This is a genomic window from uncultured Brevundimonas sp., assembly GCF_963974615.1.
Lineage (GTDB): Bacteria > Pseudomonadota > Alphaproteobacteria > Caulobacterales > Caulobacteraceae > Brevundimonas.
In genome coordinates, this window is record NZ_CAXBDH010000008.1 from 137794 (window position 1) to 156613 (window position 18820).

At 65.8% G+C, this 18820-nt stretch carries 18 protein-coding genes; 12 read left to right on the forward strand and 6 right to left on the reverse strand.

Going from position 1 to position 18820, the window contains the following annotated elements; genetic code table 11:
- Positions 1–11: 11 nt before the first annotated feature.
- On the reverse strand, positions 12–482 hold the full coding sequence (locus AAC050_RS07265; protein WP_339914406.1) for an Hsp20 family protein: 471 nt from the start codon (positions 480–482) through the stop codon (positions 12–14).
- A gap of 275 nt (positions 483–757) precedes the next feature.
- Here AAC050_RS07265 and AAC050_RS07270 point away from each other — a divergent pair, with 275 nt between their 5' ends.
- The 3 genes from AAC050_RS07270 (at position 758) to AAC050_RS07280 (ending at position 3653) form a co-directional block, all read left to right on the forward strand.
- Positions 758–1528, forward strand: a complete 771-nt coding sequence (locus tag AAC050_RS07270) for a methyltransferase (RefSeq protein ID WP_339914407.1) — start codon at positions 758–760, stop codon at positions 1526–1528.
- Positions 1529–1623: 95 nt separating this feature from the next.
- On the forward strand, positions 1624–2541 hold the full coding sequence (locus AAC050_RS07275; RefSeq protein WP_339914408.1) for a methyltransferase: 918 nt from the start codon (positions 1624–1626) through the stop codon (positions 2539–2541).
- On the forward strand, positions 2538–3653 hold the full coding sequence (locus tag AAC050_RS07280; protein WP_339914409.1) for an alpha/beta hydrolase: 1116 nt from the start codon (positions 2538–2540) through the stop codon (positions 3651–3653). The genes AAC050_RS07275 and AAC050_RS07280 overlap by 4 nt, the downstream gene beginning before the upstream one ends.
- A gap of 6 nt (positions 3654–3659) precedes the next feature.
- Here AAC050_RS07280 and hisN read toward each other — a convergent pair whose 3' ends face one another.
- Together hisN and AAC050_RS07290 are read right to left on the reverse strand one after the other, a co-directional pair.
- Complete coding sequence (gene hisN, locus AAC050_RS07285) at positions 3660–4466, reverse strand: histidinol-phosphatase (protein WP_339914410.1); 807 nt, start codon at positions 4464–4466, stop codon at positions 3660–3662.
- Between the two features lie 109 nt (positions 4467–4575).
- Positions 4576–4968: a helix-turn-helix transcriptional regulator gene (locus AAC050_RS07290; protein WP_339914425.1), complete on the reverse strand. Its 393-nt coding sequence runs from the start codon at positions 4966–4968 to the stop codon at positions 4576–4578.
- A 171-nt stretch (positions 4969–5139) separates the two neighbouring features.
- Here AAC050_RS07290 and AAC050_RS07295 point away from each other — a divergent pair, with 171 nt between their 5' ends.
- On the forward strand, positions 5140–5391 hold the full coding sequence (locus AAC050_RS07295) for a GlsB/YeaQ/YmgE family stress response membrane protein (RefSeq protein ID WP_339914411.1): 252 nt from the start codon (positions 5140–5142) through the stop codon (positions 5389–5391).
- Positions 5392–5588: 197 nt separating this feature from the next.
- On the opposite strand, the gene typA is transcribed toward AAC050_RS07295, so the two are convergent.
- Entirely contained in the window at positions 5589–7421 is a 1833-nt protein-coding gene (typA, locus tag AAC050_RS07300) for a translational GTPase TypA (RefSeq protein ID WP_339914412.1), read from the reverse strand.
- 330 nt (positions 7422–7751) lie between these two features.
- Complete coding sequence (locus AAC050_RS07305; RefSeq protein WP_339914413.1) at positions 7752–9743, reverse strand: oligopeptide transporter, OPT family; 1992 nt, start codon at positions 9741–9743, stop codon at positions 7752–7754.
- A gap of 157 nt (positions 9744–9900) precedes the next feature.
- Here AAC050_RS07305 and mutM point away from each other — a divergent pair, with 157 nt between their 5' ends.
- From mutM to dnaN, 7 genes are all read left to right on the forward strand, one after another.
- Entirely contained in the window at positions 9901–10764 is an 864-nt protein-coding gene (gene mutM, locus AAC050_RS07310) for a bifunctional DNA-formamidopyrimidine glycosylase/DNA-(apurinic or apyrimidinic site) lyase (RefSeq protein ID WP_339914414.1), read from the forward strand.
- Between the two features lie 204 nt (positions 10765–10968).
- Positions 10969–11532, forward strand: coding sequence for a hypothetical protein (locus AAC050_RS07315; RefSeq protein ID WP_339914415.1), 564 nt, complete (start codon positions 10969–10971; stop codon positions 11530–11532).
- A gap of 8 nt (positions 11533–11540) precedes the next feature.
- Positions 11541–12098 (forward strand): DUF1697 domain-containing protein, encoded by a 558-nt coding sequence (locus AAC050_RS07320; RefSeq protein WP_339914416.1) that lies wholly within the window; start codon positions 11541–11543, stop codon positions 12096–12098.
- Between the two features lie 36 nt (positions 12099–12134).
- Complete coding sequence (locus AAC050_RS07325; RefSeq protein WP_339914417.1) at positions 12135–12923, forward strand: enoyl-CoA hydratase-related protein; 789 nt, start codon at positions 12135–12137, stop codon at positions 12921–12923.
- 104 nt (positions 12924–13027) lie between these two features.
- Complete coding sequence (gene rpsT / locus AAC050_RS07330) at positions 13028–13297, forward strand: 30S ribosomal protein S20 (protein ID WP_339914418.1); 270 nt, start codon at positions 13028–13030, stop codon at positions 13295–13297.
- Positions 13298–13743: 446 nt separating this feature from the next.
- Positions 13744–15177: a chromosomal replication initiator protein DnaA gene (gene dnaA, locus AAC050_RS07335; protein ID WP_339914426.1), complete on the forward strand. Its 1434-nt coding sequence runs from the start codon at positions 13744–13746 to the stop codon at positions 15175–15177.
- 152 nt (positions 15178–15329) lie between these two features.
- Complete coding sequence (gene dnaN, locus AAC050_RS07340) at positions 15330–16448, forward strand: DNA polymerase III subunit beta (protein WP_339914419.1); 1119 nt, start codon at positions 15330–15332, stop codon at positions 16446–16448.
- A 7-nt stretch (positions 16449–16455) separates the two neighbouring features.
- On the opposite strand, the gene AAC050_RS07345 is transcribed toward dnaN, so the two are convergent.
- Positions 16456–17343, reverse strand: coding sequence for an SHOCT domain-containing protein (locus AAC050_RS07345; RefSeq protein WP_339914420.1), 888 nt, complete (start codon positions 17341–17343; stop codon positions 16456–16458).
- A 119-nt stretch (positions 17344–17462) separates the two neighbouring features.
- Between AAC050_RS07345 and recF the strand changes: the two genes are divergently transcribed.
- Positions 17463–18593, forward strand: a complete 1131-nt coding sequence (gene recF / locus AAC050_RS07350; protein ID WP_339914421.1) for a DNA replication/repair protein RecF — start codon at positions 17463–17465, stop codon at positions 18591–18593.
- Positions 18594–18820 lie beyond the last annotated feature (227 nt).

Below are 18820 nucleotides of genomic sequence, written 5' to 3' on the forward strand. Positions count from 1 at the left end.
CGCGGCTGCGGTCAGGCCGCCTTGTTCCTGGACTTGCGGCCGTCGATCAGTGCGGGGGCCGCGCCGATCTCGATGCGGCGGGGTTTCAACGCTTCGGGCAGCTCGCGTTTCAGGTCGATCGCGAGCAGGCCGTTGACCAGATCGGCCTTGGTCACAACGACATAGTCGGCCAGCTGGAAGCGCTGATCGAAGTCCCGTTCGGCCAGTCCGCGATGCAGATAGGTCCGTGAGTCACTGTCGTCATTGGCGGTCTTGCGGCCGGTGACCGTGAGCAGGTTTTCCTTCACCTCGATCGTCAGTTCGTCGGACGTGAAGCCGGCGACGGCCAGTTCGATGCGATAGGTATTTTCGCCGGTCGTTTCGATATTGTACGGCGGCCAGCCGCCGGATTCACCGGTCCGGGCCGCGGTCTCGAGCAGATTGGCCAGCCGGTCAAAGCCGACGGCGGAACGATAAAGGGGGGTAAAATCATAGGCACGCATGGGTCATCCTCCTGGGATCAGCAAGGTTGAGCCGTCCGGCGATTTTGCCCCGGACGGCAGTGGGGATCAGGCCGTGACGGTCCCTGTCGGGCCCCGTCGGGTCTGGAGAGCCCGGAACCGGCGCTCTCGCATTCCGATGTGGGAAGCGATCGCACCGGGTCAAGGGGGTGGCGTTTTGACCGATAACGGTCACCATGCGGGATCGTGACTTGCCCATCCGCCCATCCGTCGTATGGAACGTGGGGTCACGACCCCGTCCCCTTCGGAGACGCTTCATGCGCCTGTCTGTCCTGCTGCTGTCAACTGTTCTGGTGCTGCCCTCCGCGGCGCATGCCCAGGCCCGGCTGGCCCGCAGTCAGATGGCCATGACTCCGCCGGTCTATCAGGAGGACGCGGCGCTCCGCGCGGCGGTGGCCAGCCCGACCCGGCCCGCCGGGGATATCAGCCGGGACGTCTTCCGGCATCCGGTTGAAGCCCTGACCTTCTGGGGCCTGACCCCGGGGGCCACCATCGTCGAGATCGAACCCGGTTCGGGCGGCTGGTGGAGTGCCATCCTTCAGCCCTATGCGCAGGCGACCGGCGGCCACTATGCGGCCGTCAATCGCCCGGTCGAATCCATGGGAGTCGAGGACGGCAGTGCCGACCTGGTGCTGGTGGCGCGTGCGATTCACAACTGGGCCCGGGACGGTCGCACCGACCCCTATATGGCGGCCTTCTTCAAGGCCCTGAAACCGGGCGGCGTTCTGGCGGTGGAACAGCATCGCGCGCCCGATGGGCTGGACGCTGCCGTGACGGCATCCACGGGCTATGTACCGGAATCCTATGTCGTCGATGCGGCCCTCAGGGCGGGTTTCGTGCTGGAGGCGCGCAGCGAGCTGAACGCCAATGCGCGGGACGATCATGACCACCCCTTCGGTGTCTGGACCTTGCCACCGGTGCGGCGCTCGACCCAGAACGGGCGAACCCTGAGCGTCACCGAGCGCGCCGCTTATGACGCTATCGGCGAGAGCGACCGGATGACCTTGAGATTCCGCAGGCCGGAATGATCCGGGAGCAGTTTTGACGATGACGGCGAACGTGGCTAATCCAGCTCTGTCGATGTTTGCGCCTGGCGCGATGTTCGGCGAGACGGGGGAAAAGTATGCGTAAGTCTTCGCGGGCCTGGCGGCCGTTCGCGTCGCGCCGGAGCGTGCTTCTGGGGGCTTCGGCCGTCATGATGACGAGCCTCGCCGGTTGCAGTCGAAAAAAGCAGGATGAAGAGGTCGAGGTGCCGGCCGCACCTTCGGGCCCGCCCGAGGGGTCGCTCGAATGGGCTATTGCCGGACCCTGGCGGGAACGGGACCGGACACGGGATACGGCGCGACATCCTATGGAGACCCTGCGATTCTTCGGCCTGCAGCCGAATATGACCGTCGTCGACGTCTGGCCCGGCAGTGGCTGGTACACGGAAATTATCGCCCCCTATCTGGCCAAGGGTGGTGGCACCTATTATGCGGCCGGATTCCAGACGGGGGCCGGTGACGATCCGGCCCAGGCGGCCCTGATGGCGGCGTTTCAGACGCGTTTCGCCGCCGACCGCAAACTCTATGGCGAGATGCAATTCAGCGCCTTCGGACCGGGCAGCGGCCCGCTTGCGCCTGCAGGGTCGGCGGACATGGTTCTGTTCATGCGCAGTATCCACTCGTGGATGGCGGCGGGCATTGCGGAAAAGGCCTTCTCCGACGCCTATGCCGTCCTGCGGCCCGGCGGCACCCTGGGCATTGAACAGCACCGCCTCGCCCCCGATGAGGATCAGGACCCTGCGGCCGCCAACGGCTATGTCCAGGAGGCCTTTGTCCGGCAGCTGGCGGCCGAGGCCGGATTTGTTTTCGTTGCGGCTTCGGAAATCAACGCCAATGAAAGGGATACCAAGGATTATCCGTTCGGTGTCGATACCCTGCCGCCCCAACGGCTGACGGCACCGCGGGGCCAGACGCCTGATCCTACGTTCGACCGGACCAAATACGATGCGATCGGTGAGAGTGATCGCATGACCTTGAAGTTCAGGAAGCCAGAGTGAACCGTGCCGTAGCCTATGCTGCCAATGCCCCGCTGATGGGGGTTCCCGGTGCCGCCCCACCACCCGGCGGGCAGGGGGAGTGGTTCCGTGGGGCCGGCGGTCTGCGCCTGCGCGCGGCCTTCTGGACGCCGTCGACCCTGGTCGCGGCCCGACCGCGTGGCACGGTGGTCCTGAGTCCGGGCCGCACCGAGCCGATCGAGAAATATTTCGAACTGATCGGTAATCTGCTGGCGCGGGGATTTTGCGTCCTGGCCCACGACTGGCGGGGCCAGGGCCTGTCGGCCCGCCTGCTGCCGGATCGCCTGAAGGGCCATGCCCGGGCGGTCGAGGAATTTCTGGACGACTATGCCCGCCTGCTCGACACCTTTGAGGCGCGGGCCCCCAAGCCGTGGATCATGATGGGGCATTCGATGGGCTCGGTCCTCAATCTGATGACGCTGGAGGCGGGTGAGGCCCGCTTTTCCGGGGCCTTGCTGTGCAGTCCGATGCTGCGGGTCAGGACCGGCAAACGCTCGATGTGGTCGGTCAAGCTGGCGGTGCGCTGGAACCTGCGTCACGGCAAGGGGGCTGACTATGTTCTCGATGAGATGGACGATCCGTTCGACCATACCTTCCAGAACAATGCCCTGACGTCGGACGAGACCCGCTACGAGCTGTGGCGTCAGCAGCTGTACGCCTGCCCGCACCTGGCCGTCGCCGGACCGACCTGGGGCTGGCTGGCCTTCGCCCTCGACGCCGGAGAACGGGCCCTGAAGCCCAAGGCCTTGAAGGCCGTGAAGATTCCGGTCGCCATTGTTCAGGCGGGTGATGATGACCGGGTCTGGAAACAGACCAACAAATGGGCGGCCCGACGGCTCAGCCGGGGGCGTTATGTCGAGGTCCCCGGGGCCCGGCATGAAGTCATTATGGAGACGGACGAGTTGCGCGGGGTCTTCCTCGACGAGTTCGACGCCATGGCCGACTATGTCTCGCCGGTGCAGGACCTGTCACCGCATCAGGCGGCTCCGGCTCCGGCTCCGGCTCCGTCTCAGGACCCGGCCCCCGGGGTTGAGGCTGACCCTGAACCCCGTGCCGAACCGGCCGTGCCCGCGCCCGAATCCAGCGGAAGCTGACCGGCCTCAGGCCGGCGTGCTGATCCCGGGCAGGGCTGCCGCACCGAGGGCGGCCAGCGCCGGCGCGCGCAGTTTCGGGTCACCGATGGCCAGGATCTGACCGCTGCCGTCCGCCGCCTCGCCGTGCCAGTTGGTGACACTGCCGCCGGCCGCCTCGATCACCGGAACCAGCGCCGACCAGTCCCAGACCTGCAACCCGCTCTCCACCACCATGTCGAGATGGCCGGCCGCCAGCATGGCATAGGCATAGGCGTCGCAGCCCAGACGGGCCAGACGGGCCGCGGCCCGGACGCGGGCCCAGGCCTGGGCTTCGGGGGCGGTGAACAGGTCGGGGTCGGTGGTCGAGATCACGGCCTGGTCGATACCGGCGCAGGCCCGGGTCTTTAGGCTGTGGGTCTGGCCCCCCCGAAGCATCTGCGCCCCCGAGGGACCGCCGAGGAAGATTTCGTCGAGATAGGGCTGGGCGATGGCCCCGATGACCGGCTGCCCTTCGCTTCTGAGCGCGATCAGACAGGTCCACAGCGGCAGGCCGGCGACGAAGGCGCGGGTGCCGTCGATCGGGTCCAGCACCCAGACATGGTCGGCTTCGGGACGGTCCTCGCCGTATTCCTCGCCGATCACGCCATGATGCGGATAGCGGGCGGTGATCAGCTGTCGCATGGCCGCCTCGGCGGCGCGATCTGCCTCGGTCACCGGGTCAAAGCCCGCGGCCCCGCCCTTGTCCTGCTGGTCGAAGCGGCCCCGGAAGAACGGCAGGGACACGCGCGCGGCCTCGCGGGCCAGATCGACGGTGAAGGCTTCAAGCTCGGTCATCGCCGGCGGCATACAGCAAGCGCCGCGGGCAAGTCACTCACCTTGTGACCCCGGACCCCGTCCCCACCCGGTCGGGGAGGGGACGGCGGTGGAGCCGAAAGGCCCGGTGTCAGGCGGCCGCGTCGGTCTCGGCGTGCAGTGACTTGGCCAGATCCAGCAGACGGCGGCGCGGCCGCTCGCCCAGTTGGTAATAGGCCTGGATCAGGTCGAGCGTTTCCTTGCGGGAAAACATTTCGCCGCCGTTCGCGCCGGCCGCCTCCTGCCGTTCGATCGCCTCTTCCAGTCCGTCGTAGAAATAGCTGACCGGCGATTCCAGCGCCTCGGCCAGCTGCCACAACCGGGCGGCCGAGATGCGATTGGCCCCGCATTCGTATTTCTGGATCTGCTGGAAGCGGATTCCGACCTGAACGGCCAGCTGCTGCTGTGTCAGACCCAGCAGACGACGACGACGACGCAACCGGCGGCCCAGATGAAGATCGATATCGGTAGCCATGGCCCCAATCCCCTTGATCACGTGCTGTCCCGAAACGGAACGGCTCGCCTCTCATGCGGCAAGGGGCGTGCCGCGTTCGCTTTGGGGGGGAATGTCGTCGAACGCCGACTTTTCAAGCGTCGCAACCACACCGGTTGTCGTGCATTTACTGTGCGAGCTCGAATTGGAAAGGAAGCGACTATGGGTCTTGGAATCATTGGCTGGATCATCATCGGCGTCGTCGCCGGTTGGCTGGCCGAAAAGGTCATGGGGCGATCCCATGGCCTGATCACCAATCTGATCGTCGGCATCGTCGGTGCCCTGTTGGGGGGATTCATCGCCGGAAGCCTGTTGGGCATCCCGGTCGGGGGCTTCAACCTGATGACATTGCTGGTCGCCTTTGGCGGCGCGGTGTTGCTGTTGTTCCTGCTGGGTCTCGTCAAACGCGGCTAGAGCGAAATCGGTTGAGTTGGACGCAGTCCAACTCGGCTTAGATTTCGCTCCAGTTTGAATCTGGACCATTTTTTGGATTCAGGTCGATTCGACCTGAAACAAAAATGGTCTAGACCGGCCGAACCTCACGCAAGAAGAAAGGGCGGTCCCTGCCGGGGCCGCCCTTTTTCATGGTCTCGATCCCGTCGCCGGAGCGACTACTCCGGGCGCGAACGCTTCTTGCGGAAGCTCGGGTTCAGGATCTGCTTGCGCAGACGGATCGACTTGGGCGTGACCTCGACCAGCTCGTCCTCGCCGATATAGGCGATGGCCTGTTCCAGCGACATGGCCCGCGGCGGGGTCAGGCGCACGGCCTCGTCCTTGCCCGACGCGCGGATGTTGTTCAGCACCTTGCCCTTGATCGGGTTGACGTCGAGATCGTCCCAGCGGGCGTTTTCGCCGATGATCATGCCCAGATAGGTCTTTTCACCGGAGCCCACGAACATCACGCCGCGGTCCTCGAGGTTCCACAGGGCGAAGGCGGCGGTCTCGCCGTCGGAGTTGGACACCAGCACGCCCTTCAGGCGGCCCTCGATCGGCCCCTTGTGCGGCTCATAGTGGCTGAACACCCGGTTCAGCACACCCGAACCGCGCGTATCGGTCAGGAATTCGCCCTGGTAGCCGATCAGCGAGCGCGACGGGCACATCAGGCTGATGCGGGTCTTGCCCGCGCCCGACGGGCCCATGTCCTTCAGCTCGCCCTTCCGCGCCGACAGCTTCTCGATGACGATGCCGGTGTAGTCGTCGTCGACGTCGATCATGACGTCCTCGATCGGCTCCAGCTTCTCGCCGTTCTCGCCGGTCTGATAGACCACGCGCGGACGCGAGATCGACACCTCGAAGCCCTCGCGGCGCATGTTCTCGATCAGCACGCCCAGCTGCAGTTCGCCCCGCCCCGCGACCTCATAGGCGTCGCCACCCTCGGTGGTGGTCACGCGGATGGCGACGTTGGCCTCGGCCTCTTTCAGCAGGCGGTCACGGATCACGCGCGACTGGACCTTGTCGCCTTCGCGACCGGCCAGCGGGCTGTCGTTGACCGAGACGGTCATCGAGATGGTCGGCGGATCGATCGGCTGGGCGGGCAGGGCGTCGGTGACGTCCATGGCGCACAGGGTGTCGGCCACGGTGGCCTTGGACAGGCCCGCGATGGCGACGATGTCACCGGCCTCGGAGCCCTCGTCCAGCGCCGTACGCTTCAGGCCGCGGAAGGCCAGCACCTTGGTGATGCGGCCGCGCTCGATTTCCTTGCCGTCACGGTCGAGCGCATGGATGGCCATACCGGGAACGGCCTTGCCGCTCTCGATGCGGCCGGTCAGCAGACGGCCGAGGAAGGGATCGGACTCGATCAGCACGTTCAGCATCTGGAACGGCTTGTCCTTGTTCTCCTGAACCTTGGGCGGCGGGACATGGTCGACGATCAGGTCGAACAGCGGGGCCAGGTTGTCGTTGGGCACATTCATGTCCAGCGTCGCCCAGCCGTTACGGCCCGAGGCGTAGATGTGCGGGAAGTCCAGCTGTTCGTCGGTCGCGCCGATGGCGGCGAACAGGTCGAAGGTCTCGTTGTGGACCCGGTCGGGATCGGCGTGGGGGCGGTCGACCTTGTTGATGCACAGGATGGGACGCAGGCCCATCTTCAGGGCCTTGGTCAGCACGAATTTGGTCTGGGGCATGACGCCTTCTTCGGCGTCCACCAGAATGACGCAGCCGTCCACCATGCCGAGGATGCGCTCGACCTCACCGCCGAAGTCGGCGTGGCCGGGGGTGTCGATGATGTTGATCCGGGTCTCGCCGGCCTTGCCGTTCCACAGCACCGAAGTGCATTTGGCCAGGATGGTGATCCCGCGCTCTTTTTCCTGATCGTTGGAGTCCATGGCGCGCTCGGTCGTCGCCTCGTTGGCTCGGAACACGCCCGACTGGGCCAGAAGCTGGTCGACCAGGGTGGTCTTGCCATGGTCGACGTGGGCGATGATGGCGACGTTGCGCAGGTTCATTTTGATATCAGACGTGAAAAGCGGCCGGCGAACGGGGTGAACCGGGCGGGCCGCGGAGAAAGAGCGACAGTTACAGGGAGCGCGCGCCTCATACAGGGGCGCGGGCGCAAACGCCAGAGCGTGCGGAACACGGTCTCCGGTGAAGCGCCCTCCCTATGCCGGGCAAAAACGGCAAGGGCAGGGCAGTTGGCGGAACCGGGCTCGGTGAACCGGGCGGCTAGAGCGAAATCGGTTGAGTTGGACGCAGTCCAACTCGGCTCAGATTTCGCTCCAGTTTGAATCGGGACCATTTTTTGGATTCAGGTCGAGTCGACCTGAAACAAAAATGGTCTAGACCCTGGCCGCCCGGCTGCGGGTCCAGCCGTACAGGCCGATTACCGCCAGCAGGAAGGCGATTGCGCCCACGGCCATCGCCGGCCAGGCTGATCCCTCCGGCAACAGGGCGAAGGGGGCGCTGTTGCGGGTGCTGACGATGACCCCTGCGGTGAACACCCCGAACAGACTCTCTCCGACGATCATGCCCGAGGCCAGCAGCACACCCAGTCGACGGGCGACGGCGGCGAACGGCGATTTTGACACCACCTCGTCATAGATCCGGCCGGCGACGGCCCCGACGACGACGGTCGAGACCACGGAAAAGGGCAGATAGATGCCCAGGGTCACGGCCAGCGGATGCAGCCGCGCCCGGGTCCGGGCCCCGAGGATTTCATCGACGACGATGATGGCGATGCCCAGAACCACGCCGATGCCGATGAAATTCCAGGGCAGATTGCCGTCGATGACCCCGCGGGCCAGCGACGAGATCAGCGTCGCCTGCGGCGCGGGCAGGGGCTGGGCCCCGACCACCGTGGCGGCCGGGCCACCGACGAAGCCATAGGCCCCGTTCAGCAGGTCGAGGATGGGCGGAATGACCAGCGACCCGGCGATGACCCCGACGATCAGGGCCGTCTGTTGCCGCCACGGCGTCGCCTCGACCAGCTGGCCGGTCTTCAGGTCCTGCAGATTGTCATTGGCGATCACGGCGATGGCAAAGACCACGGCGGTGACCAGCAGGGCATAGGCGATGACCGACGGGTCGGCCGGAATATGGGCCAGCCGCATGGCCGCCACCATCATCAATGTGGCGACGATCACCGCCAGAATGCCGACGCCCGATACCGGGCTGTTCGAGGACCCGATCAGCCCCGCCATATAGCCGCACACCGAGGCGACGACGAAGCCGATCACGACGACATACAACAGACCGCCGACGACCAGCAGCGGCGCATGCGGGGCCAGGGGGGTCCCGGCGGTGAAGCTCCACAGCAGCACCCCGATGGCGGCGACCGCGGCCAGCGACACCAGTCCGACCAGACCGATCGGGATATCCTGTTCGACCCGCTCCAGCGTCTCGGCCGTGGCCCGTTTGGCCTGGGCCGCCAGCGCCGCGGTCAGGCCCACGACCAATGGACGGATCAGCTTGGTCAGGGTCCACAGCGCGGCCACGCCGATGGCCCCGGCTCCGATAAAGCGCACCTGGTTCAGCCACACATCCGTCGCCGCCGCTTCGGCCAGTCCGGGCGTGTTCTGCATCGCGGTCAGCAGCGGCACGGCCACGCCCCAGGCGATGGCCAGCCCGGCCAGCATCGACAGGCCGACGGCCAGACCGATCAGATGGCCGGCGCCCAGCAGGGCCATCGACACCCCGCCGCCCATGCCGGTCGCCCCGCCCCCCAGGGCGGGCGGCAGGCGGAAATAGCTGGTCGCTTCGGCGGTGAAGACCCGCGCCGACGCGAGAAAGGCGAACAGGGTCGAGGCCACGGCCCCGACGATCACGGTGATCAGACCGGCCTTGTTCTCGCGCACGGCCGCCTCGGTCTGGTCCTCGCCGCGCGACCCGACCTTCAGCACCTCGGCGGCGGCGACACCTTCGGGGTAGGGCAGGTCGGTGTTGATCACCAGCGCCCGGCGCAGCGGGATCGACAGCGTCACGCCCAGCACGCCGCCGAAGGCGCAGATCATGAACGAGGTCCAGAACGGGAAGGAGGTCCACCAGCCGACCATGACCAGCGTCGGCAGCACAAAGATGATCGCCCCCATGGCCCCGCCGACCGAAGCCACCGTCTGGACCGTCATATTCTCCCAGATGGTCGAGGACCGGAACGCCCGCAGCACCGCCATCGAGATCACCGCGGCAGGGATGGCCGAGGCGAAGGTCAGGCCGACCCGCAGCCCCAGATAAACATTGGCCGCCGTGAACACGAGCGCCAGCAACGACCCCAGCACCAGGGCGCGCAGTGTCAGTTCCAGCCGTTTGGCGGGCCGTACAGCGGTGTCGGTCATCGTGGGGGCTCTCCGTCTTCGGGTGAAGCTAGGCCGGAAACAGCCGCGGAGGCTAGTAGGTAGTGAGCAGGGCTTAGGGAGCAGGGCTGAAGCGCCCGGCATCTCCTGCTAAGCCTTAAGCCCTAAGCCCCAAGCCCTACCCCTTGAGTCAGAGCCCATGCCCGAACTCCCTGAAGTCGAAACTGTCCGTCGCGGCCTCGAGCCTGTCCTCGTCGGCGCGCGGTTGACCGCCGTGTGCCAGAACCGGCCCGACCTGCGCTTTCCCTTTCCCGAGCGTTTCGTCGACCGGCTGGACGGGGCCACCGTCCAGCGCATCGAGCGCCGGGCCAAATATCTGCTGGCGGCCCTGTCGACCGGCGAGACCTGGGTCACCCATCTGGGCATGACCGGACGCTTCACCCTGGCCGGGACTGCGCCGGGCGACTTCGTCCACACCGCCCCGGTCACCGGCAAGCATGAACATATGAGTCTGGACGCGGTCTCCGGGGCCGTCGTCACCCGGGTCGGCTATGCCGATCCCCGCCGTTTCGGCTTTATGGGACTGATCCCGACCGGGGCGGTCGCGGCCCATGCCTGGTTCGCCGGTCTCGGCCCCGAGCCGCTCGGCAACGGCTTTTCCGGCGCGCATCTGGCCGAGGCCTTCGCCGACCGCAAACCGTCCATCAAGGTCAGCCTGCTGGATCAGCGCCACGTCGCCGGTCTCGGCAATATCTATGTGTGCGAGGCCCTGTACCGCGCTCGCATCTCGCCCCTGACCCCGGCGGGCAAGGTCAGTCGCCCCCGGCTGGAACGGCTGGCGACCGTGGTCCGCGACGTCCTGACCGAGGCCATCGCCGCCGGGGGCTCGACCCTGAAGGATTTCGCCAATGCCGACGGCGGCCAGGGCTATTTCCAGCATCGCTTCGACGTCTATGGTCGTGAGGGCCAGCCCTGTCTGTCCGACGGCTGCACCGGCACCGTCACCCGCATCGTCCAGGGCGGCCGCTCGACCTTCTTCTGCCCGGTCTGCCAGAAAGGGTAGGTGGCTGAAATAGCAGAGGAACGAATATGGGGAGGACTTTTCCTCGCCGCCATTTGGTTCCGGGCGGGCATTTTTTCTCGCTAGAAAGCTCTAACAGTTCTTGAAGTGGGGTATTTTTCCTCGTTCGAATTCTAAACGAATACATTTCTTCTCGCTTGCGAAGAAAGATTCATACGGCAGACTGAGCGCGAAAGGAGACAAGCAATGAGCAATCCCAAGCGATCTCGTGGCCGGCCCAGAGGGTCAGGTATTGACGATAGCGCCTCCCTGAATTTGGTGGCTGACATGATGCTCAAGCATCCTGGGCTGCGGGCCACAACCGCGATGAAGCGCCTTTCCCCTCCACCAAACGAAACCCTCATCCGCCGGCTTCAGGAGAAATGGAAAGTGGACAAGGCCGTCTTGATGAAGCGCGCAGAGGAACGGCGTGAGGATCACAGGTCCACCGCTCGCGCGGGGACGTCTAAAACGGCGAGTGGAGGTGCCGCCGGTTGGGCCGGACTTGATCGGCAAATGCGACTCGTGGATGAGGTGCAGCGTAGCATGGGGGGTACTGACGAAATTGAGCGGCAGATCCGTGCGGTAGATCAAATGTCTTCCATCCTTGAGAGCCACAAGTTGCTTGCAGATTACAATTCTCCGACCATGAAGATGATGCGTTCGATCGAAGATCATCCTGCAATAAAAATGGCCCGGCAGCTTGAGGAAAGCCCTGCGCTCAGGGCTATTCGGCAGTGGGAAATGATGCAGAAGCGCTTGGGTTTCTGAGTTCACCCTTGCGCTACCGTATCATCCTGTTTCGGGCCATGAACACCGGCGGCATCCGCGCGCCCGTGGTCGAACAGCGCGCCATGGCGAATGAGATGGGGCTGACCAACCCCCGCACCCTGGCGGCCAGCGGCAATCTGGTGGTCGACAGCGATCGTGATCCGGGCGCGCTGGAAGCCGCCCTTGAGGCCGAGACCGAACGCCGCTTTGGCCGCCGCATTGAGACGATCGTCCGCACCCCCGACCAATGGGCCGCCCTGATCGCCGCCAACCCCTTTCCCGAACAGGCCGCGGCCAACGGCAGCCGGTTGCTGGTCATGGTGATGAAGGCCGGACTCGCGGACGGCGCGCTTGAAACCCTTCAGGCTCTCGCCATCGGCGACGAACGGGCCGCCGCCGTGGACAACACCCTCTATCTCTGGTGCGCCGACGGCATTGGCCGGTCGAAGATGGCGGAAAAGGCCGTGCCCCGCCTGACCGGCACCGGTACCGGCCGCAACTGGAACACCGTCCTCAAGCTGGCAACGATGGTCGGGGTCGGCGAGGTGTTTCCGTCAGGCGGGTGACGCGCTAGACCTCGCCCGACCCAGAGGAGCACCATCATGTCTGACAGCTATTCCACCCTGCTGATCGAACGCCATGCCGACGGCTATGCGGTGGTGACCCTGAACCGGCCCGAGGCGCTGAACGCGCTGAACTCGACCCTGTTCGCCGAACTGGCCGCCTTCCTCGACACCGTCGAACAGGATGACAGCGTCCGCTGTCTGGTCCTGACCGGCTCGGGTCCCAAGGCCTTCGCGGCCGGGGCCGACATCAAGGAGATGGCCGACCAGACCTATGCCCAGATGTACACGGGCAATTTCTTCGCCCTCGGCCATGACCGCATCGCCCGCTTCCGCAAGCCGATCATCGCCGCGGTCAATGGCTTCGCTCTCGGCGGCGGCTGCGAGCTGGCCATGCTGTGTGATTTCATCCTCGCCTCGGACAAGGCCAAATTCGGCCAGCCCGAGATCAACCTCGGCGTCGCCCCCGGCATCGGTGGCTCCCAGCGCCTGACCCGGGCCGTCGGCAAGTCCAAGGCGATGGAGATGGTGCTGACCGGCCGGATGATCGATGCGACCGAGGCCGAGCGTGCCGGCCTGGTGTCGCGCGTCGTCCCCGCCGACACCCTGATGGACGAGGCCCGCGCCGTGGCCGCCAAGATCGCGGCCCAGTCGATCCTCGCCGTCATGGCCAACAAGGAGATGGTCGGGGCCGCCTTCGAGACCACCCTGACCCAGGGCGTCCAGTTCGAGCGCCGCCTGTTCCACTCGCTGTTCGCCTTCGAGGACCAGAAGGAGGGCATGTCCGCCTTCGTCGCCAAGCGAAAGCCGAATTTCACGGGACGGTGACTCCGCGTTGACCCCCTCCGCCCTTTCAGCTATATCCGCGCGCTCTTGAGATTTCACGCCGTGGACGTTTGGTCTGCGGCGTTTTCCGTTGAAGGTTTTTCCAGATGGCTAACAACCCCGGCGCCCGGAAGGCGATCCGCAAGATCGCGGCCCGTACCGAGGTCAACAAGGCGCGACGCACCCGCGTTCGCACCTTCCTCCGTAAATTCCAGGAAGCCCTCACCTCGGGTGATGCGGCCGCCGCCAAGGGCGCTTTCGTCGAGGCCCAGTCCGAGCTGATGCGCGCGGTCTCCAAGGGCGTGGTTCACAAGAACACCGGTTCACGAAAAGTGTCCCGTCTGGCCGCCCAGCTGAAGAAGCTGTCGGCCGCCTGACAACGCCGCCTGCGGACGGTCCTTTATCGGGCTGTCGTACGAATTATGATTAATATCAACGGCGAGGGCGCGACAGCTCCCTCGCCGTTTCCGTGTCTGCAGATAAGTCGTCCCACAGGATTCGACGCTCGCCCGTCGGGCGAGCCGACCAATTTCTCAACGCTGCTTTGGCTTTAGCGGAGTCAAACAATTTAACTGCAATTCGAGTCGCGAATCAGCGTTGACCCAACTCTCTCGGAGCGTAAGTTTTGGGCTCTAACGCTCTTCCATCCCGACACGGATGAAGACGGCGCGGAACCTGAGTATCGCGTCGGCGTGAGACGTCTGTTCGAGAGTTTGACCCCGCCCGCGAAGCCTGTGCTTCGCGGGGCAGGAGAAGTCGTCCTCGTTTCCGGCGCCTCAGAAGGGCGATGTCTGTAGTAAACTTTGAGGACGGGGCGATGAAAATGGCGGGGGGCGTGGCAATGGCGAGCATGACCGATCCTGATCACATCTGGAGCGAGGCGGCCGGCCGTCTTCGTGCCGAGATCGGTGAAGGTCCGTTCAGTTCCTATATTGCCCCGTCGGCCGTGCGCGCCGACGGTGCCGGTCAGCTGATCCTCGTCACCCCGACCGCCTATGCCCGTGACTGGGTGCGCAAGAACGCCCTGCGGCGCATGAACGAGCTGTGGCTGGGGCTCGACGGCCTGTCGCGTCGACTGGACGTGCGCTGCCGCGCCGAGATGAGTTCGACCCCTCCGGCCTCGGCCGTCAGCGCCGCCCGTGACGAGGTCGTCGCCCATACGCCCATGCCCCGTCCCACCGTGGGACCGGTCGCCGACGGGGCCCGCGCCGTCCGCGCCGCCGGCCTGCAGGAGCGTCTGACCTTCGACAGTTTCGTCGAGGGTCAGGGCAATGCCTTCGCCCTGGCCATCGCCCGTCAGGCCGCCGGCTGGGCCGACGGTCATTTCAATCCGATCTTCTTCTGCGGCCCCTACGGCTACGGCAAGACCCACCTGCTCAACGCCATCGCCTGGGAGGCCCAGCGCCTGCGACCCGATGCCAAGGTGGTCTATCTGACCGCCGAACGCTTCCTGTCGACCTTTGTGCGCGCCATGCAGGACCGCTCGACCGCCGCCTTCAAGGACAGCCTGCGCAGCGCCGACATGCTGCTGATCGACGACGTCCAGTTCGTCGGCGGCAAGGCCTCGACCCAGGAAGAACTGCTCAGCACCCTCAACGCCCTGATCGAGGACGGCAAACGCATCGTCCTGTCGGCCGACCGCCCGCCGATGGCCCTGACCGAGGTCGAGCCGCGCCTGCGCAGCCATCTGGCCTCGGGCCTGACCTGCCCGGTCGAGCCGGCCGACCGCCTGCTGAAACTGGCCGTGGCCCGCAACCGCCTCGAGGCCCTCGGCCGTCTCGGCGTCGTCTCCGGCGAGGTCCGGGCCGATGTGCTGGAACATCTGGTCGACCGCACCCCCGGTTCGATGCGCGAGCTCGAGGGGGCCGTGAACACCCTGGCCGCCGTCGCCGGAGCCCGTCTGTCGGCCCTGACCGTCGACGAGGCCCAGGTCCTGCTGGGGGCCGCCCTGCGTGGCGGACCCGAGCGCCGCATCACCGTCGACGAGATCCAGAAGACGGTGGCTGAGCATTTCAACATGAAACAGGCCGACCTGCTCAGCGAGCGCCGCACCCGCGCCGTGGCCCGTCCGCGCCAGATCGCCATGTGGCTGTGCAAGCAGCACACGACCCGGTCCTATCCGGACATCGGTCGTCGTTTCGGCGGGCGCGATCACACCACCGTCCTGCACGGCGTGCGCAAGATCGAGGAACTGATGCCGCAGGACGACCAGATCGCCCGCGACGTCGAGGTCCTGACCCGCAAACTGCGGGGCTAGACCCGTCCGCGACAGGGCGCTGCGTTTCCTCCCCATCTTTCGATTGTGGGGACAGCAGCGCCCCCGTTGCTCCTGCGCGCCAATCCGCTAGTGTCAAAGGCCTTCTATTCGCGGCGATGATTCCCGAGTCGTCGCACCCCGGGCGAGACGACATGCAGCTGACCATCGAACGATCCGCGCTCCTCAAGGCCCTCGGCCACGTTCAGAGCGTCGTTGAACGCCGCAACACCATCCCGATCCTGTCCAACGTCCTGCTCAGCGCCGGGCGCGACAAACTGGCCTTCGCCGCCACCGACCTCGACATGGAGATGGTCGACGAGGCCGAGGCCGTGGTCCAGGTCGAGGGGCAGATCACCGCCCCGGCCCACACCCTGTACGAGATCATCCGCAAACTGCCCGAGGGGGCCGAGGTCGCCCTGACCTACAACAGCGACGATCCGCGCCTGACGGTCTCGGCCGGCCGCTCGAAATTCAACCTGCCGGTCCTGCCGGCCGGCGACTTCCCGGTCATGTCGGCCGATACCGGCGGCACCCGCTACACGATGGCCAAGGATGATCTGGCCCGGCTGATCGACAAGACCCGTTTCGCCGTCTCGACCGAAGAGACCCGCTATTATCTGAACGGCCTGTACCTGCACACGGTGGCCGAGGCCGGCATTCCGCTGCTGCGCGCCGTGGCCACCGACGGTCACCGTCTGGCCCTGGCCGAGACCCCGGCCCCGGAAGGGGCCGCCGGCGGCCCCGGCGTCATCGTCCCGCGCAAGACCGTCGACCAGGTGCGTCGCCTGCTCGAGGACGGCTCCGGCCCGGTCGAGGTCCAGGTCAGTCCGCAGAAGATCCGCTTTGAGTTCGGTGAGGCCAGCCTGACCTCCAAGGTCATCGACGGGGCCTTCCCCGACTATCTGCGCGTCATTCCCAAGGGCAATGACAAGCGCGCCGACATCGACAATGCCGTGTTCAAGAACGCCGTCGACCGCGTCGCCACCATCTCGGCCGAGAAGAGCCGCTCGGTGAAACTGGCCTTCGACCTCGACCGCGTCACCCTGACGGTGCGCAACATGGAGGCCGGTCAGGGCGTCGAGGAGGTCGAGATCGGCTATTCCGAAGAGCCGTTCGAGATCGGCTTCAACGCCCGCTACCTGCTGGACGTCGCCGGCCAGATCACCGGCGAGAACGCCACCTTCATGTTCGCCGACCCGGCCAGCCCGACCCTCGTCCTCGATCCCGGCGATCCCGGCGTCCAGTACGTGCTGATGCCGCTGCGGGTGTAGGGCGCGGTTAGCTGCAGGCAGCTGACCCTTCAGGGTCTAGGCCGTTCGAAATGGTCACTGATTTGATCTTGAAGCCTTGGATGGCTCGCCGTGCATCTGCGCCGTATCGTTGGTCGCAATTGAATCGCGACATAATTACATAGTCCTCGCCTTCAGCGGCTTCCATTTTACTTTCCCAGACGTTGAGCCGATCATAATCACGATCGCCATTTGGCTGAGAGTCGAAGCTATAGCTGATCCAGTTATTGGCGTGGTAGCCGTCAATTTCCAACGTGTAGCTGGGTTCAACGGCGTTACCGCAGCTTCTTAGGCAGCTTGCTGAATACCGGCCTTCGCCGAAACGCTGGGCGGCTTGGGCTAGGGTTTTCCCGTTAAGAGTAAACCCAAGACTACTGGGGTTGCATTGGTTGGAAATGGACGTGGTGATCGATTGAATTTCCTGACCCTTCATCTCTAACCAAATTGCGCAGCCGTCTATTTCGTAGCTCCTGCTACTGCCAAAGACCTGCTTTGCGGGGCCTGAAATGGCTTCGAAAAACGGGAGATTGCCGTGGACAAGGGATGGTATGAAAAGTCGATCAATCCTTGAGTGGGGCACCGTCGTTGCATCTAGGGCAACATTGACAGGAGAGGCTTGATCGGCCGAGGGCAAGATTGAGGGGTTTGGATTTTGCGTTGCCTGGGATGAAGGCTGATCGTTCGAAGGGGGCCTCGCGTACAGCCAAGTCCCCAGTCCGGCTGAAATGACGACCAGAAGGGCCGCGCCTATGATCAATGTCACCGGAATTTCGCGCGATTCTAGAAGTTTGGCCTTGGCGGCAATGAACTCCTGATCGGTCAACGCGCCGCTCGCTTTCAGGCGATCTAGTTGCTCCAGCTTGTCGATCTTGCTCATTCGATTTGACCCTCCAGCAAATCTTAGATTGTGAATGGCTAGCCGCCAAATTCACGGAAGTGCTCGTTTGGGCATCGATCAATTTGGCAGAGGCGTGCGGTTGTCGCTAAGCGTGACACTTGATCCAGTCCCTCACCCTCACCGATTTCCGGTCTTATGCGTCCGCCACCCTGCCGGTTCCGGCGGGGCCGGTGGTGCTGTACGGGCCCAATGGGGCGGGCAAGACCAATCTGCTCGAGGCGCTCAGCCTGTTCACCCCCGGGCGCGGTCTGCGCGCCGCCACGGCGGTCGAGATGGGCCGGCGCGAACCGGGTGAGGCCGGCGGCCGGGCCTGGGCCGTGGCCCTGACGCTCGACGCCGGTGATGGGGATGAAGTCCGTCTCGGCACCGGGGTCCAGTCGGCCGGGGCGGCGCGCCGCATCGTCCGTATCGACGGCGAGACGGCCCAGCCGGGGCGGCTGCTCGACTTCCTGCGCCCGGTCTGGGCCACGCCGGAACAGGACCGGCTGTTCTCCGACGCCCGCGCCGCGCGGCTGAAATTCTTCGATCGTCTGGTGTTCGCCGCCGTGCCCGACCATGCGGCCGTGGTGGCCGGTTATGAGAAGGCCCTGCGCGAGCGGCTGCGCCTGCTGACCGACGGCGCAGAAGGCCGGGAAGCCGATCCCCTGTGGCTCGACGCGCTGGAGCTGCGGCTGGGCGAGGCCGGGGCCCGGGCCGCCATGGCCCGCACCGCCGCCCTGAGCGTGCTCCAGGCCGGGATCGACGCCCGTGGCGACCGCCCCTTCCCCCAGGCCGATCTGGGCCTGACCGGCGAGGCCGAATCCATGGCCGCCGCCGGCACGGACGAGGCCGCCATCGCCGCGGCGATCCGCGAGGGTCTGCTGCGATCCCGCGCCCGCGACGCCGCCGCCGGCCGCTCCCTGTTCGGGCCGCACCGCTCGGACCTGACCGCCCTGCACCGCGAAAAGAACCGTCCCGCCGCCGAGGGCTCGTCCGGCGAACAGAAGGCGTTGGTGCTGAACCTGATCCTGGCCCAGGTGACCCGGCTGCGCACCGTTTCGGCCGTGCCGCCCGTCCTGCTGCTGGACGAAGCCCCGGCCCACCTCGACGCCCGCCGCCGCGCCGCCCTGTTCGAGGAAATCACCGCCCTCGGCCTTCAGGCCTTCCTGACCGGCACCGAAGCCGACCTCTTCACCGACCTCACCCCCCGCGCCACCTTCGTCAAGGTCGAGCCCGGCGGCTTCGGGTAGGGAAAAAAGCCCCTCTCCCGTGGGGAGAGGGGTTGGGGAGAGGGGGTACGGTGCTTCCCGGGTCGCACCACAATCCCCCCTCTGCTGTCGTCATCCCGGGGGCGCGCAGCGAACCCCGGGACCCAGCGGCGCGCGATAGCGCGACCTGTTCAGGCACGGTGCGGCCCCCACGTCCTTCTCCCCTCGTGGGAGAAGCAACCATGTCAGTTTGGCGTGGCGGTCCAGGG